Annotated in this window: 14 protein-coding genes; 8 read left to right on the top strand and 6 right to left on the bottom strand. The window is 73.1% G+C overall.

Features of this window, described 5'->3' with window-relative positions; genetic code table 11:
* Positions 1–96: 96 nt before the first annotated feature.
* The 3 genes from ACFWVC_RS27655 to mraZ all read right to left on the bottom strand — a co-directional run bounded on the left by ACFWVC_RS27655 (position 97) and on the right by mraZ (position 2169).
* Entirely contained in the window at positions 97–555 is a 459-nt protein-coding gene (locus ACFWVC_RS27655; protein ID WP_384292111.1) for a septum formation initiator family protein, read from the bottom strand.
* Positions 552–1520 carry a 16S rRNA (cytosine(1402)-N(4))-methyltransferase RsmH gene (rsmH, locus tag ACFWVC_RS27660; RefSeq protein WP_384292116.1) on the bottom strand — a complete coding sequence of 323 codons (969 nt, stop codon included), beginning with the start codon at positions 1518–1520 and terminating at the stop codon, positions 552–554. Before rsmH ends, ACFWVC_RS27655 begins: the two co-directional genes overlap by 4 nt.
* 217 nt (positions 1521–1737) lie before the next feature.
* The gene (mraZ, locus tag ACFWVC_RS27665; RefSeq protein ID WP_384292120.1) at positions 1738–2169 is read right to left on the bottom strand and encodes a division/cell wall cluster transcriptional repressor MraZ; all 432 of its coding nucleotides are present in this window, start codon (positions 2167–2169) and stop codon (positions 1738–1740) included.
* Between the two features lie 244 nt (positions 2170–2413).
* Here mraZ and ACFWVC_RS27670 point away from each other — a divergent pair, with 244 nt between their 5' ends.
* The 4 genes from ACFWVC_RS27670 to ACFWVC_RS27685 all read left to right on the top strand — a co-directional run bounded on the left by ACFWVC_RS27670 (position 2414) and on the right by ACFWVC_RS27685 (position 7906).
* A complete protein-coding gene (locus ACFWVC_RS27670) occupies positions 2414–2956 on the top strand; it encodes a beta-class carbonic anhydrase (RefSeq protein ID WP_384292124.1) in 543 nt (180 codons plus the stop codon).
* 109 nt (positions 2957–3065) lie between these two features.
* Positions 3066–4043, top strand: coding sequence for an AAA family ATPase (locus tag ACFWVC_RS27675; protein WP_384292129.1), 978 nt, complete (start codon positions 3066–3068; stop codon positions 4041–4043).
* Positions 4044–4076: 33 nt separating this feature from the next.
* Positions 4077–5420, top strand: coding sequence for a DUF58 domain-containing protein (locus tag ACFWVC_RS27680; RefSeq protein ID WP_384292132.1), 1344 nt, complete (start codon positions 4077–4079; stop codon positions 5418–5420).
* Complete coding sequence (locus tag ACFWVC_RS27685; protein WP_384292395.1) at positions 5420–7906, top strand: DUF3488 and DUF4129 domain-containing transglutaminase family protein; 2487 nt, start codon at positions 5420–5422, stop codon at positions 7904–7906. Before ACFWVC_RS27680 ends, ACFWVC_RS27685 begins: the two co-directional genes overlap by 1 nt.
* A 262-nt stretch (positions 7907–8168) precedes the next feature.
* Here the strand turns inward: ACFWVC_RS27685 and ACFWVC_RS27690 are convergent, their stop codons facing one another.
* The 3 genes from ACFWVC_RS27690 to ACFWVC_RS27700 all read right to left on the bottom strand — a co-directional run bounded on the left by ACFWVC_RS27690 (position 8169) and on the right by ACFWVC_RS27700 (position 10159).
* Positions 8169–8576: a DUF3040 domain-containing protein gene (locus tag ACFWVC_RS27690; protein ID WP_384292138.1), complete on the bottom strand. Its 408-nt coding sequence runs from the start codon at positions 8574–8576 to the stop codon at positions 8169–8171.
* Positions 8577–8812: 236 nt separating this feature from the next.
* The gene (locus tag ACFWVC_RS27695; protein WP_384292142.1) at positions 8813–9583 is read right to left on the bottom strand and encodes a methyltransferase; all 771 of its coding nucleotides are present in this window, start codon (positions 9581–9583) and stop codon (positions 8813–8815) included.
* An 87-nt stretch (positions 9584–9670) separates the two neighbouring features.
* A complete protein-coding gene (locus ACFWVC_RS27700; protein ID WP_384292147.1) occupies positions 9671–10159 on the bottom strand; it encodes an SAV_6107 family HEPN domain-containing protein in 489 nt (162 codons plus the stop codon).
* A 185-nt stretch (positions 10160–10344) separates the two neighbouring features.
* Between ACFWVC_RS27700 and ACFWVC_RS27705 the strand changes: the two genes are divergently transcribed.
* The 4 genes from ACFWVC_RS27705 to ACFWVC_RS27720 all read left to right on the top strand — a co-directional run bounded on the left by ACFWVC_RS27705 (position 10345) and on the right by ACFWVC_RS27720 (position 14768).
* Positions 10345–11124, top strand: a complete 780-nt coding sequence (locus tag ACFWVC_RS27705) for an ATP-binding cassette domain-containing protein (RefSeq protein ID WP_384292152.1) — start codon at positions 10345–10347, stop codon at positions 11122–11124.
* On the top strand, positions 11096–13210 hold the full coding sequence (locus tag ACFWVC_RS27710; RefSeq protein WP_384292158.1) for a YhgE/Pip family protein: 2115 nt from the start codon (positions 11096–11098) through the stop codon (positions 13208–13210). The genes ACFWVC_RS27705 and ACFWVC_RS27710 overlap by 29 nt, the downstream gene beginning before the upstream one ends.
* Positions 13211–13244: 34 nt before the next feature.
* Positions 13245–13856, top strand: a complete 612-nt coding sequence (locus tag ACFWVC_RS27715) for a TetR/AcrR family transcriptional regulator (RefSeq protein WP_384292162.1) — start codon at positions 13245–13247, stop codon at positions 13854–13856.
* A 297-nt stretch (positions 13857–14153) separates the two neighbouring features.
* Positions 14154–14768: a DUF4126 domain-containing protein gene (locus tag ACFWVC_RS27720; protein ID WP_384292166.1), complete on the top strand. Its 615-nt coding sequence runs from the start codon at positions 14154–14156 to the stop codon at positions 14766–14768.
* The last annotated feature ends 6 nt before the right edge of the window (positions 14769–14774 follow it).

Genomic DNA, 14774 nt, shown 5'->3' on the forward strand with positions numbered 1-14774 from the left:
CTGCGGGGCGGTTCGCCGTCGTGGCTCACCACGCGGCGGTACCTTCACCGGCGCGGGACGGCGCGGTGCGCCGGCGTCCCGGTACGGGGGCGGTGGTCACGGCGTCTCCTGGGGGGTGACGGACGGACTGACGGACGGGCCGGCGGGCGGGCTGACGGAGGGCGCCGGGCCCAGGGAGGCGGCGGCGGAGCCGCTGGGGGCCACCGTGGCCGGGGCGGTGCTCAGGGACGGCAGGGGCACCGGGGCGTCGGTCTCGTGGCCCGGGTCGCCGAGGACGGAGCCGTCGGGGGCGAGGAAGGCCGGGTTGCCGCCCGGCACCATGCCGAGGTCGCGGGCGCGCCGGTCGAGCGCGTCAGGGGCGGAGTAGCGGTCGACCTCCTGCTGCAGCTCCTGCTCGTCGTCGGTGTACTGGGTGGTCTCCTTCTGCAGCTCGCTGAGCTTGAAGGAGTCCCGGTTCACCGCGGAGTTGAGCAGCAGCAGGGTGATCAGGCCGCCGCCGAGCAGGAGCACGATCAGCAGGACGAAGGGCGACCGTGCCGCCGTGCGCCGTCTCATCTCCGGGCCTCCCTGATGCGCTGGGCGCCGCGCAGCCGGGCGGGGGCCGCGCGGCGGTTGGCGGCGATCTCGTCCTCCGTCGGCAGTTCGGCGCCGCGCGTGAGCAGTTTCAGCCGGGGCTGGTACTCCTCGGGGACCACCGGCAGCCCCGGGGGCGCGGTGGTGGCCGCGCCGGCCGCGAACACGCCCTTGACCAGGCGGTCCTCCAGCGAGTGGTACGACAGCACGGCGATCCGCCCGTCGACCGCGAGGGCGGCGACGGCGGCCGGGATCGCCCGTTCGAGCACCGTCAGCTCGCCGTTGACCTCGATGCGCAGCGCCTGGAAGGTGCGCTTGGCCGGATTGCCCCCGGTGCGCTTGGCGGCCTGCGGAAGCGCCTCACGGATCAGCTCGACCAGCCGCGCGCTGTGCGAGAAGGGCTCCTGAGTACGTTGCCTGACGACCGCTTCGACAATCTTGCGGGCGAACTTCTCCTCGCCGTACTCGCGCAGGACGCGGACCAGCTCGCCCGGCGGGTAGGTGTTGAGCACCTCGGCGGCGCTGATGCCCCTGCTCTGGTCCATCCGCATGTCCAGGGGCGCGTCCTGGGCGTAGGCGAAGCCGCGGTCGGCCTCGTCGAGCTGCATGGAGGAGACGCCGAGGTCGAACAGGATGCCCTGCACCCTGGGCACGCCGAGCCGGCCCAGCACCTCGGGCAGCTCGTCGTAGACGGCGTGGACGAGGGTGGCCCTCTCGCCGTACGGGGCGAGCCGCTCCCCCGCCAGTTTCAGCGCGGCGGGGTCGCGGTCCACGGCGACGAGCCGGGCCTCCGGGAAGCGCCGCAACAGGGCCTCGCTGTGGCCGCCGAGGCCGAGGGTGGCGTCCACGACCACGGCGCCCGGGGCGCCCAGGGCGGGGGCCAGCATGTCCAGGCAGCGGTCCAGCATGACCGGGACGTGGCGTGGCTCGGAGGGGGTGGTGCTCATGGGGCCCTTCTCAAGTACTTCCGGGGACGTACCACTGGGTCCCCGCCCGCTCGTTGACGGACCCCTGGCACCGGGGAAGGAGTGCCGGCGGACCGGAGAGCGGGAGGAGGCCGAGCGTCACGTACTCGTACGTGAGCCATCAGGCTAGATCAGCGAGTGTGCGCGGCTCCTCGGAAGGTTCGATGCGGGGTGCGGCGGGGCGGGCGCGGGGGCGGGGTCACAGTAGGCCGGGCGGCACCTCCTGCGACAACTCCGAGAAGGCGTCCTCATGGGCGGCCAGGTACTCCTCCCAGGCGGTCGCGTCCCACACCTCGACCCGGGTGTTGGCACCGATGACGGCGCAGTCCCGGCGCAGGCCCGCGTAGTCGCGCAGCGGCTGCGGAAGGGTGACGCGACCCTGCTTGTCGGGCACCTCGTCGTGAGCCCCCGCGAACAGCACACGCATGTAGTCCCGGGCCGCCTTCGAGGTGAGCGGCGCCCTGCCGAGCTCCTCGGTGCAGGCGCGGAAGCCCGCCGCGGGCCACACATACAGGCAGCGTTCCTGCCCCTTGGTGATGACCAGGCCGTCGGCCAGCTGCTCGCGGAACTTCGCAGGCAGGACCAGCCGGCTCTTGTCGTCCAGCCGCGGCGCGTACGTCCCGAGGAACATCCGCACCTCCCGCTTGACCGGCCACTGGCTGGTGAACCACTTCGCGCCACTTTACTCCACCGGGCCCCACCGTCAACGAGAAGCCCGCCCCGGCACGGGCGTACGGGGGTGCGGCCGCACCGGAATCACTCGCCTGGGCGATCGGGGACGACGCCTGTGGGTTACCTCACACTGCGGGCGTTTGACCGAGTTTTGCCGGACCCGCAAGCGGGTGTGTCGGCCCCGCGCCGTCTACGGTCATCCCATGTCGACAAACGCGCAGCAGCCGGTGGACCGCGCCGGCACCGGCACCTCCTCAGTCACCGAACGCCTGGTCGATGCGAACCGCAGGTACGCGGCGCAGTTCAGCGACCCCGGCATGGACGCCCGCCCGGTCCTGCAGGTCGCCGTCGTCGCCTGCATGGACGCCCGGCTCGACCTGCACGCCGCGCTCGGCCTGGAGCTCGGCGACTGCCACACCATCCGCAACGCGGGCGGCGTCGTCACCGACGACACCATCCGCTCGCTCACCATCAGCCAGCGCGCCCTCGGCACCCGCTCCGTGGTGCTGATCCACCACACCGGCTGCGGCCTGGAGTCGCTGACCGAGGACTTCCGCACGGAGCTGGAGGACGAGGTGGGCCAGCGCCCGACCTGGGCGGTGGAGGCGTTCCGCGACGTGGACCAGGACGTCCGGCAGTCCATACAGCGCGTGCGGACCTCGCCGTTCCTGGCCCATACGGACGATGTGCGCGGATTTGTCTTCGACGTGCACACCGGCTTGCTGCGGGAAATCACGAACGAGTAACGGAAGCCGAGTGACGCGGAGCATAGTTGAAGGGGAGAATGCTCCATAAACACGGGGAGGGCCGGTCCAGGGATGGCCGCGACCCCAGGAACGGGCCGAGGAGAACCGGGTGACGACCTATGAGTCGCGAGCAAGCCTCAGCGATCTGACCGCCACGGCGGACCGCGTACGACGGTCGGTGGAGAACGTGATCGAGGGCAAGCCCGAGGTCGTACGGACTGCCCTGACGGTGCTGCTCGCCGAGGGACACCTCCTGATCGAGGATGTCCCCGGCGTCGGCAAGACGATGCTCTCCAAGGCGCTGGCCCGGTCGATCGACTGCTCGGTCCGGCGCATTCAGTTCACACCGGACCTGCTGCCGTCCGACATCACCGGCGTCAGCGTCTTCGACCAGCAGCGCCGCGACTTCGAGTTCAAGCCGGGCGCGATCTTCGCGCAGATCGTCGTGGGCGACGAGATCAACCGCGCGTCGCCCAAGACGCAGTCGGCGCTGCTGGAGTCGATGGAGGAGCGGCAGGTCACCATCGACGGCAGCACCTACCCGCTGCCGAGCCCCTTCATGGTCATCGCCACCCAGAACCCGGTGGAGATGGAGGGAACGTATCCGCTGCCCGAGGCGCAGCGGGACCGCTTCATGGCCCGGGTCTCCATCGGCTACCCGAGCCTGGAGGCGGAGCTGGAGATGCTGGACGTGCACGCCGGCGTCAGCCCGCTGGACGACCTGCAGCCGGTGGCCCACGCCCACGAGATCGTCAAGCTGGTCGAAGCGGTGCGCACCGTGCATGTGTCGGCCGCGGTACGGCACTACGCCGTCTCCCTGGTCGCCGCCACGCGCGACCATCCCGACCTGCGCCTGGGCGCCTCCCCCCGCGCGACGCTGCACCTGGTGCGCGCCGCCCGCGCGGCGGCGGCCCTGGACGGCCGGGACTTCGTGCTCCCGGACGACGTCCAGTCCCTGGTCTCCACGGTCCTGGCGCACCGTCTGCTGCCCACGGCGCAGGCGCAGTTGAACCGGCGCACGCCGGAGCAGGTCGTCGCCGACATCGTGCAGCGCACCCCGGTACCCGACCCGTACGGCAGCCGATGAATCCGAGACGGGGCGGGGCGCAGGAGGCATCACGTGACCGAGCGTGAAGGCGGCCTCCGCGCCGCCCTGGGTGGCCTCACGACCCGTGGCCGCTCCTTCCTGGCGGCGGGCGTGGCCGCCGCGGTCTGCGCGTTCGTGCTCGGCCAGACCGATCTGCTGCGCGTCGGACTGCTGCTGGCCGTACTGCCGCTGCTGTGCGTGACCGTGCTCCACCGGACGCGGTACCGCGTCGCGGGCAGCCGCCGGCTGACGCCGTCGCGGGTGCCGGCGATGTCCGAGGCCCGGGTCCACCTGCGGGTGGACAACGTGTCGCGGCTGCCCACCGGGCTGCTGATGCTCCAGGACCGGGTGCCGTACGTGCTGGGGCCGCGGCCGCGGTTCGTGCTGGACCGTGTGGAGCCCGGCGGCCACCGGGAGGTCTCCTACCGGGTCCGCTCGGACCTGAGGGGCCGCTATCCGCTGGGGCCCCTGCAACTGCGGCTGACGGACCCCTTCGGCATGTGCGAGCTGACCCGTTCCTTCAGCGCGCAGGACACGCTGACCGTGGTGCCGCGGGTCGAGCCGCTGCCCGCGGTCAAGCTCAAGGGCGACTCCTCCGGCTACGGCGAGAGCCGCACCCGCGCCCTGGCGCTGGCCGGCGAGGACGACGTGATCCCGCGCGGCTACCGCTACGGGGACGACCTGCGCCGCGTGCACTGGCGCTCCACCGCCAAGTACGGCGAGCTGATGGTGCGCCGCGAGGAGCAGCCGCACCGGGCCCGCTGCACGGTCCTGCTGGACACCCGGGAGCTCGCCTACTTCGGTGCCGGGCCCGACTCGGCCTTCGAGTGGGCGGTCTCCGGGGCCGCGTCCGTCGCCATGCACATGCTGGAGCGCGGCTACACGGTACGGCTGCTGACCGACAACGGCAGCACCGTGCCCGGCAACGAGGGCTTCGGCTCGGACACCTCGGACGCGGCCGGGGCGCTGCTCGACACGCTGGCCGTGATCGACCACTCCGACGGCGCGGGGTTGTCGCGGGCGCTCGACGTGCTGCGGGCCGGCACCGAGGGACTGCTCGTGGGCTTCTTCGGCGACCTGGACGAGGAGCAGGCCGCGATGGCCGCCCGGATGCGCCAGCGGGCGGGCGGGGCCGTCGCCTTCCTGCTGCGCCGTGACGCCTGGGGCGGCGCGGACAGTGGCGACGCGTACGACGGCACGGCTGTGCCGGACCTGTCGGCGGGCGCGGAGAGCGCCCAGGACGGCACCGCGCGCACCGTGCGGCTGCTGCACGAGGCCGGCTGGACGGTGCTGCCGGTCTCCCACGGTGACGGTCTGGCGGAGCTGTGGCAGCGCGCCGACCGGCGCCGTGCCCAGGAGGAGGCGGGGACCCGATGATGAGCGGACGCGGAAGGATCGCGGCGTTCGCGGCGCTGGCGACGATCCTGGCCTCCTTCGCGCTGACGCCGCTGGCGACACCGAAGTCGTGGGTCCTGGCGGCGATGTTCCTGGTGCTGCTGCAGACCGGCGTCGGCGCCGCGGCCCGGCGGGTGCCGCTGGCCCGGCCGCTGACGATCGCGGCGCAGGCGATCGTGTCGCTGCTGGCGCTGACCCTGCTCTTCGCCCACGACCAGGCCGTGCTCGGGGTGTTCCCCGGGCCCCCGGCCTTCACCGAGTTCGGGCGGCTGCTGACCGCCGGCGTGCAGGACGTGGGCCAGTTCGCGATCCCGGCGCCGGTCACCGAGGGCATCCGCCTGCTGCTGGTGGGCGGCGTCGTGCTGATCGGGCTGATCGTGGACGCGCTGGCGGTCACCTACGGCAGCGCGGCCCCGGCGGGGCTGCCGCTGCTGGCGCTGTACTCGGTCGCGGCCGGGCTGTCCGGAGGCGAGAGCAAGTGGTGGCTCTTCCTCCTGGCCGGCGTGGGCTATCTGCTGCTCCTGCTCGCCGAGGGCCGGGACCGGCTCTCGCGCTGGGGGCGGATATTCGGCGGCGCGGGCGGCGCGCCGCACCGCGGGGGCGGCCCCGCAGCGCTGTCGGGCGGCGGCACGGTGGCACCGGTACGCACCGGGCACCGTATCGGCGCGGTCGCACTGGGCGTCGCGCTCCTGGCGGGCCTGGCGCCCGGGCTGGGCGGCGGGCTGCTCCAGGCGGCGGGCGCGGGCCAGGGTGGCGGGGGCGGCGGCGGGACGATCGCCGCGGTCAACCCGGTGGTGGCCCTGCAGGACAACCTGAACCAGCCCGAGGACCGCGAGGTGCTCCGCTACCGCACCAATGCCCAGTCCTCCGCCGACATGTACCTGCGGATCGTCGCCCTCGACCAGTTCACCGGCGACAAGTGGGAGCCCTCGCAGCGCGCCCTCACCGACATTCCCAAGGTGCTGCCCGCTCCGCAGGGCCTCGGGCCGCAGATCGCGACCTCGCAGACGCAGACCTCGATCGCGGCCGACCGCGGCTATGTGCAGATGTGGCTGCCGATGCCGTACCCCGCTCAGCAGGTGCGTGTCGACGGCCGCTGGCGGTACGAGCCCGAGGGCCGCACCATCATCGGTGACCGCGGGCAGAACACCTCCGGTGCCCGGTACCAGGTCACCAGCCTGCGGCTGCAGCCGACGGCCGCGCAGTTGGCCACCGCCCCGCCGGCCCCGGCCAAGCTGCGCGCGGAGTACACCAAGGTGCCGAACTCGCTGCCCGAGGAGGTCAACCGCATCGCGCTGGACGTCACCAAGGGCGCCACCAACGACTACGAGCGGGCCGTGGCGCTGCAGCGCTGGTTCACCTCGGGCGCCTTCACGTACGACACGTCGGTGCGCTCCGGCACTGGGGTGCAGGCGATCACGCGGTTCCTGCAGAACAAGGAAGGCTTCTGCATCCACTTCGCCTTCACCATGGCCGCGATGTCCCGGACGCTCGGCATCCCGGCCCGGGTGGCCGTGGGCTTCACCCCGGGCGCGCCCCAGTCGGACGGCACGTACTCGGTGGGGCTGAAGGACGCGCACGCCTGGCCCGAGCTGTACTTCGAGGGCATCGGGTGGACGCGCTTCGAGCCCACGCCGACCCGGGGCACCACCCCGGACTACACCGTGGAGACCGCGACCACGGACCCGGCCGGCGCCACTCCCGACACCCCCCAGCAGGACGCGACCACCGCCCCGAGCAGCGGCCCGTCCGCCTCGCCGACCTGCATGGCCAAGGACATCCAGCTCGGCAACTGCGACCCGCTGGCCGTGGCCACCGACAGCGGCTCCTCGGACGGCGGCTTCTGGCAGGGCCTGGGGAACGTGCTGGGCAACGTGTGGTTCGGCTCCGGGATCCTGCTCGCGCTGGTGGTCCTGCTGCCCTTCGTGCCGCTGCTGTGGCGGCACCGGCTGCGGACGCGCCGGCTGTCCGGCGGGAAGGACCCGGCGGCCGTGGCGGCGTGGCTTCGGCTGACCGGACGGGACCCGTCCGACCCGGGCGTTCACGAGGGCGCGCGCACGCTGGCCGCCTGGCAGGAGCTCACCGACACCGCCTGGGACTACGGCCTGCGGCCCGACGAGTCGGAGACACCGCGCGCGGTGGTGGCGCGGCTGGCCCGGACAGGCGGCCTGGAGGGCCCCGGCGAGGAGGCGGCCCGGCGGCTCGCCGGCGCCGTGGAGCAGGCCTTGTTCTCGCCGCGGCCGGCCTCGGCGATGGGGAGCGCGGCCGACGTGCACCTGGTGATGGACGGTCTGCGGCACTCCGCCGACCGTTTCACCCGACTGCGGGCGCTGATGCTGCCGCGCTCGGGAGTACGGGTCGTGTGGCGGCTCAGCGAGGCCTGGTCGGACTGGAGGATCCGCACCTCCGACCGCGTCCGGGGCGCCGGCGACGCGATGCGCCGGCCGCTGCGGCGCGACACCCCCTAGCGGGGCGGGCGGCCAGGAGGTCCAGGTACGGCGATGGGGCGGCATTCCCGACGGGAATGCCGCCCCTTTTCACCTTTCACCGCTCTCCCGCTCGCGGCCCGCCAGGACACAGCGGGACGGACCAGGGGGCGAAGGCGAAACAGCGATCAGCCCGGGGACGCGTACGGGGGGACGCCCATGGGGGCGGGGTCCCGGTCGGGATCCCGCCCCCATGGGCGAAGACGGTGGAAGTCGGTGGGCCTGGAAGTCGGTGGGCCGTGCCTTACTGACCCTGTTCGTCGCGGCGGCGCTGCCACCGCTCCTCGATACGGTCCATCATCCCGCGGCGCGACTGACGCCGTGCGCGGCCCGGGTTGCCCGGATGGGAGTGTCCCGCAGCGGCCGCGGTGGAGCCGGGCCGCGCGGCACGACGCCAGCCGGTGACGGCGAGCACGGCACAGCCGAGCATGACCAGGAAGCCCACGACACTGATCCACGGCTGCTGGGCGATCATGCCGGCCATCAGCAGCCCGATGCCTACCAGGAAGCCCGCCACAGCCAGGTAGACCCGCCGCCTGGTGTAGGTGCGCAGCCCGCTTCCCTCAAGCGCCGACGCGAACTTGGGATCTTCGGCGTACAGCGCTCGCTCCATCTGCTCGAGCATGCGCTGCTCGTGCTCCGAGAGCGGCACGGAGTCCTCCTACTCGTCGGTCGCTGGGGGAGCGACCGTTACGACCCTTCCAGGATAGGCAGGGAATCGCCCCCGTGAAACCCGCCCCACTGCGCCAATCCGACGGGGGAGGTTTTCCCCGTCGAACGCCACGTCATGCCAGCATAAGGCCCGGAACCGGTTCTCGGGGGGCGTGTGACGGACTCCTCCCGCTGGGTGACCGGAAGGTGTAAGGGGCCCCGGCCCGGGGGACGGTGTCAGCCGCGCTCGGCCAGGACGTGCAGTTGGGTGGCCACCGCGTGAAAGGCGGGTTGCTCGGCGGCGGCGAGTTCCAGTCGCAGGAGTGCCTCCAGGGCGCCCGGTTCGGTGTCCACCAGGACGCCGGGGACGAGATCGGCGAACACCCGCACGCCGTGCACCGCGCCGACCCGCAGGCCCGCGTCGGCGACCAGGCCGGTCAGCTCTTCGGCGGTGAAGCGGCGCGGTACCGGATCGCCCTCGCCCCAGCGGCCGTCGGCGTCGTCGAGGGTGTGCCGGGCCTCGGCGAAGTGACCGGCGATGGCGCGCGCGAGCACGGCCCCGTGCCGGCCGGCGGCCAGCAGGCTCAGGGTCCCGGACGGGCGCAGGCTGCCCACGGCGTTGCGGACGCCCTCGGCGGGATCGTCCACGTACTCCAGCACGCCATGGCAGAGCACCACGTCCTGGCTGCCGGCGGGCACGACGTCCGGGAGTCCGTGGGCATCGCCCTGGACACCGTGGACACGTTCGGTGACGCCGGCCTCGGCGGCGCGCCGCTCCAGGGCGAAGAGCGCGTCGGGGCTGGGATCGACGACCGTGACGCGGTGGCCCAGACTGGCGACCGGCACCGCGAAGTTGCCGGTGCCCCCACCGGTGTCGAGCACGTCGAGGACGTCCCGGCCGGCGGCCTTGGCCTGCCGGTCCAGCGCCTCGCGCAGAACCTCCCAGACCACGGCAGTACGCAGGGCTGCGCGGGGACGCAGCGGTTCGGCCCCTCCTGGACGGGACATGGGGACGGCTCCTCGCGGGCGGTCGGGGCTCGGGACCGGTCGGCCCGGCCTGGCACCCACTCTAGTGGGCCGCGCGAAGCCTCCCGATCAAGCCGGGCGGTCCACCTGCTGCCGTGGCAGGGCGGGCTGCAGCGTGAGCATGCGCTCCACAAGCCGCAGGAACATCCCGGCCGCACGCACGAGATCGTCGGCGTCCCGCCGGGTGGCGGCGCCCTGTATGCCGGCCTCGGCCAGGGCCCGGCGCCGCGCACCCGCCTCGAAAAGAGCGCTCCACTCGGCCAGTTCGGGCGCGACCTCGGGCAGCACCTCCCACGCGCTGCGGATGCGCTGCCGGCGCCGCTTCGTCGGCTCCGGGCGGCCGCGCACGGCGAGCACGGCGGCCGCTGTGCGCAGCGCGGCCAAGTGGGCGGTGGCGTAGCGGTCGTTGGCGGACTCCTGCGCGGCGGCCTCCTGCAGCCCCCGTGCGGCCTGGCCGAGCAGATCGAGCGCGGCCGCGGGGGCGCCGGCCCTGCGCAGCACGGGATGGACGTCGGTGGCACCGCCGCCGGCGGCGGTCCTGCGAGCTGGCGCGGTCATCACGTACCTCCTGTCTTCGTATGACGTGTCCGACAGTTCCTGGCCCTTCGCAACTCATCGTGAAGCACACCTCTGACAATCACCCTGACCTGCGCATTCGATACAGCCCAACGGAGTGCGCTATCGTTTTTGCACTGACTGGTCAGTGCAATTTTGACCACCGACAGGAACGGGGAGGCGGGCGAGTGATCACCGCGGAGGGGTTCGGGCTCAAGGGGCCCCGGGGCTGGGTGTTCCGGGACGTCACCTTCTCGGCGCCGACAGGAAGTCTGATCGCCGTCGAGGGAGCCTCGGGTTCCGGCCGCACCTGCCTTCTGCTCGCGCTGACCGGGCGTATGCGTGCCGGCGAGGGACACGCCGAGGTGGCCGGGCACCGGCTGCCCCGGCAGCTCGCCGCCGTCCGGCGGGTCGCCGCACTCGGCCTCGTCGACGGGGTGTCCGAGCTGGATCCGGCGCTCACCGTGGGCGAGCATCTGGACGAACGGGTGCTGCTGCAACGGCGGTTCGGCGACTCGCTGCGCGAACTGATGCGGCCCCGCGCGGTGCGGGAGACAGCGGGCCGGCGGCGCGTCACCGAGGCACTCGATGCGGCCGGGCTGGACCCGGCCACGCTGCCCAAGGCCGAGCGCACCGCCGCCCGCGACCTGGAACGGCTGGAAGCCCTGCGTCTGGGCACCGCACTCGCGCTGCTCGGCCGCCCCGAGGTCCTGGCCGTCGACGACGCCGACCACAAGCTGGGCCCGGCCGAACGCGAGCAGGCGTGGGCGATGCTGCGCGGCATCGCCGCCGGCGGCACCACCGTGCTGGCGGTCTGCACCGAGGCGCCCGAGGGCGCCGTCGTGGTCCGCACGCAGGCACCCGTGGCCGCGGCCGGCACCGACACCGACACCGAGACCGGCGGGAGCGCCGGCACCACGAGCGAGGAGGGGGCGGCGGATGCGCACGCCGAGGCTGGCAGCGCTTGAGCTGAGGAGGTTCGGCAGGGGACGGCTGCCCCGCGCGGCCATGGTGTCGCTGCTGCTCCTGCCGCTGCTCTACGGCGCCTTGTACCTCTGGTCGTTCTGGGACCCGTACGGGCGGCTGGACAAGATCCCGGTCGCCCTGGTGAACGCCGACAAGGGCGCCACCGTGGACGGCGACCGGCTCGCCGCGGGCGACTCCATCGTCGACGGGCTGCGCCGCAGCGACACCTTCGAGTGGCACGAGACCAGCGCCGCCGAGGCCGCAAAGGGCGTGGAGGACGGCACCTACTACCTCTCGCTGACCATTCCGTCCGACTTCAGCGCCCGGGTCGGCTCCAGCGCGGGCCGGCGGCCCGATACGGGCGCCCTCCAGGTGCGTACGAACGACGCCAACAACTACATCGTCGGCCAGATCTCCCGCACGGTCTTCTCCGAGGTGCGCTCCGCCGCCTCCACCAAGGCGTCGCGCGGCTTCTACGACAAGATCTTCGTCTCCTTCTCCGACCTCCACGAACAGACGGTGAAGGCCGCCGACGGCGCGGACGACGTCACCAAGGGAGCCGGTTCGGCCCGCACCGGCTCCAAGGAGCTCGGCGCCGGCATCAGCAGCGCCGAGGACGGCGCGAGACGGCTTGCGAACGGCCTCCGCGACGCGAAGAAGGGCAGCCACGCGCTCGCCACGGGGCTGGACGCGCTGGACACCGGCGCCGGCCGCGTGGCGGCGGGCACCCAGACACTCGCCGACAAGGTCAACGGCGCGTCCGACGAGCTGACCTTCGTCAAGAAGCACGTCAAAGAGATCAACGCGGTGGCGCGGCTCGTCGCGCAGGGGTCCCAGGCCGCGAAGGACGGCCTCGGTGACCTGCCCGGGCAGGCCGAACGCGCCGTCACCGACGCCAAGGCGGCCGCCGCCCAGGTGCACGGAGCCTACGAGCAGCAGTGCCCGCTCGGCGCCGTCACCCCCGAGTGCCGGGCGCTGGACAAGGCCGGGGACGCCGCGGACGAGGTGGTGCGGATCGCCGGCCGGCTCGACACCTATGTCCGCGCTCACGGCGCGCAACTGGACGGCCTCCGAGGCGACCTGGGCACGCTGCACTCCGTCGCCACGGACCTGTCCGACCCGCACCTGGCCGGCAAGCTGCAAAGCGCCGTCGACGGCGTCAACGAGCTCAACGACGGTGCCAGGAAGGTCTCGAACGGTCTGCACACCGCCACGGCGGGCGCCGGCAGCCTCGACAGCGGACTGACCGACCTGTCTTCCGGCGCGAACGGCCTGGCCGGCGGCATGTACCGGCTGTCGGACGGCAGCAACCGGCTGACCAGCGGCCTGACCCGGCTCACCGACGGCAGCGGACAGCTCGCCGACGGCCTCCACGACGGCGCCGCCCAGATCCCCGACTACGGCACCAAGGACCGCGACGACCGCACCAAGGTGATGGCCGACCCGGTGCGGCTGGCGTCCGGCGCCCTGCACAAGGCGCCCAACTACGGCACCGGTTTCGCCCCCTACTTCATCCCGCTCTCCCTCTGGGTGGGCGCCATGGTCGCCTACATGCTGCTGCAGCCGCTCAGCAAGCGCGCCATGGCGGCGGGCGCCCCCGCGTGGCGCATCGCGGTGGCGGGCTGGCTGCCGGTCGTCGCCATCGGCGTCCTGCAGACGCTCGCGCTCATGGCCGTACTGCACTGGGCCGTCGGCCTCCACATGGCCCGCGCCTGGGGCACGATCGGCTTCCTGGTGCTGGTGACCGCCTGCTTCGGCGCGCTTGTGCAGTGGCTGAACGCCCGCTTCGGCCCGGCGGGCCGCGTGCTGGTGCTGGCGCTGCTCATGCTCCAGCTGACCTCGGCCGGGGGCACCTACCCCGTGCAGACCAGCCCGGGCTTCTTCAACGCCGTCCACCCGTTCCTGCCGATGAGCTACGTCGTCGAGGGACTGCGGCACCTCATCACGGGCGGCGGTCTGGGGCCGGTGTGGCGGGCCTGCCTGGTGCTGGCGGCCTTCACGGCCGGTGCGCTGGCTCTCACCGCCTGGTCGGCGCGCCGCAAGCAGGTCTGGACGCCGGCCCGCCTGCACCCGGAGCTGTCCCTGTGACGCCCCGGCGGCAAAGACGGAGACAATCGTCGTCATGAACAGTGCACGACGCCAGGCCACCCGGCAGAAGCTCTTCCAGGCCGCGGTCACCCTCATCGCCGAGCAGGGCTTCTCGGCCACCACGGTGGACGAGATCGCCGAGCGCGCCGGCGTGGCCAAAGGCACGGTCTACTACAACTTCGCCAGCAAGAACGAGCTCTTCGAGGAGTTGCTGCGGCACGGCGTCGGCCTGCTCACCACCTCGCTGAAGGAGGCGGGCGACAGCGTGGGCGCCCGTGGCGGCACCCATGTGGACGCGATCGACGCGATGATCCGCGCGGGCCTGGTGTTCATCGCCGAGTACCCGTCCTTCACGCAGCTGTACGTGGCCGAGCTGTGGCGCACCAACCGGGCGTGGCAGGACACGCTGATGGTGCTGCGCAAGGAGGCGGTGGCCGTCGTGGAACGGACGCTGCAAGCGGCCGTGGAGGAGGGCGAGTTGAGCGACGAGATCGACGTGCCGCTGACGGCGGCCGCCCTGTTCGGGATGGTGCTGGTGGCGGCGCTGGACTGGCTGTCGTTCCAGCCGGAGCGGTCGATCGACGACGTGCACGCCGCCCTGTCCCGGCTGCTCCAGGGCAGGGTCGCGGGCCACGCCCGCACCTAGAGGCGGAAAACGGGGCGGAGTACGGGAGCTCGTCGCCCCGGTGCGGCCCGATCCCCCGTCGGGTCGTGCCGGGGCGACGCTCCCCCGTGGTGCCCCCGTGCACGTCCGGGCGCCGCGCCGTTCCGCCGCCCCGTGCCGGCGGTTCCGGCGCCTTGCCCGTCCGTTGACACCACCTTGGCGTCCCGGCGGGGTGCCGCTCATCCGCGCGCGTACTCAAGTGCGCGTCTAGGTACGGATACTCAGTACTGGGCGGTACCGCTCAAAGTCCCGGCCACGGCTTCGCTAGCATCAGCGCCCATGTCGGTTCTTCCGCTCGTATTCACCAGCGGCTGGGCGAGCGGGATCAACGCCTATGCCGTGGTCTTCCTGCTCGGACTGATGGGCGCCACCGGGATCAGCGACGAGGTGCCCCCGGCGCTGGAGCGCCCGGACGTGCTGATCGTGGCGGGCGTGCTCTTCCTCTGCGAGGCGGTGGCGGACAAGATCCCGTACGTCGACACCGCGTGGGACGCCGTGCACACGGTGATCCGGCCCATCGCGGGCGCCGTCGTGGCCGCCCTGCTGGCGGGCCAGAACGGCTCGCTGCCGGAGCTGGCGGCCGGGGCGGTCGGCGGGACGACGGCACTGGTCAGCCACCTGGTGAAGGCCGGGCTGCGGATGGGGGTCAACACCTCGCCCGAGCCCGCGAGCAACATCGTGGTCAGTCTCGCCGAGGACGTCGGCGTCTCCGGGGTCATCGTGCTCGCGCTGTTCCACCCGGTCGCGGCGTCGGTCGTCGCGGCCGTGCTGCTCGCGCTCGGCACCGTGACGGTGTTCTTCGTGATGTCCCGGATCCGCCGCTACTGGCAGCGCTGGAGGGATCGCCGCCGTCAGCGCCGGTCCGGCCGGGGGACTGTCAGCGGGTGGGGATAGGGTCCT

The organism is Streptomyces sp. NPDC058691 (assembly GCF_042714775.1).
Taxonomy (GTDB): Bacteria; Actinomycetota; Actinomycetes; order Streptomycetales; family Streptomycetaceae; genus Actinacidiphila.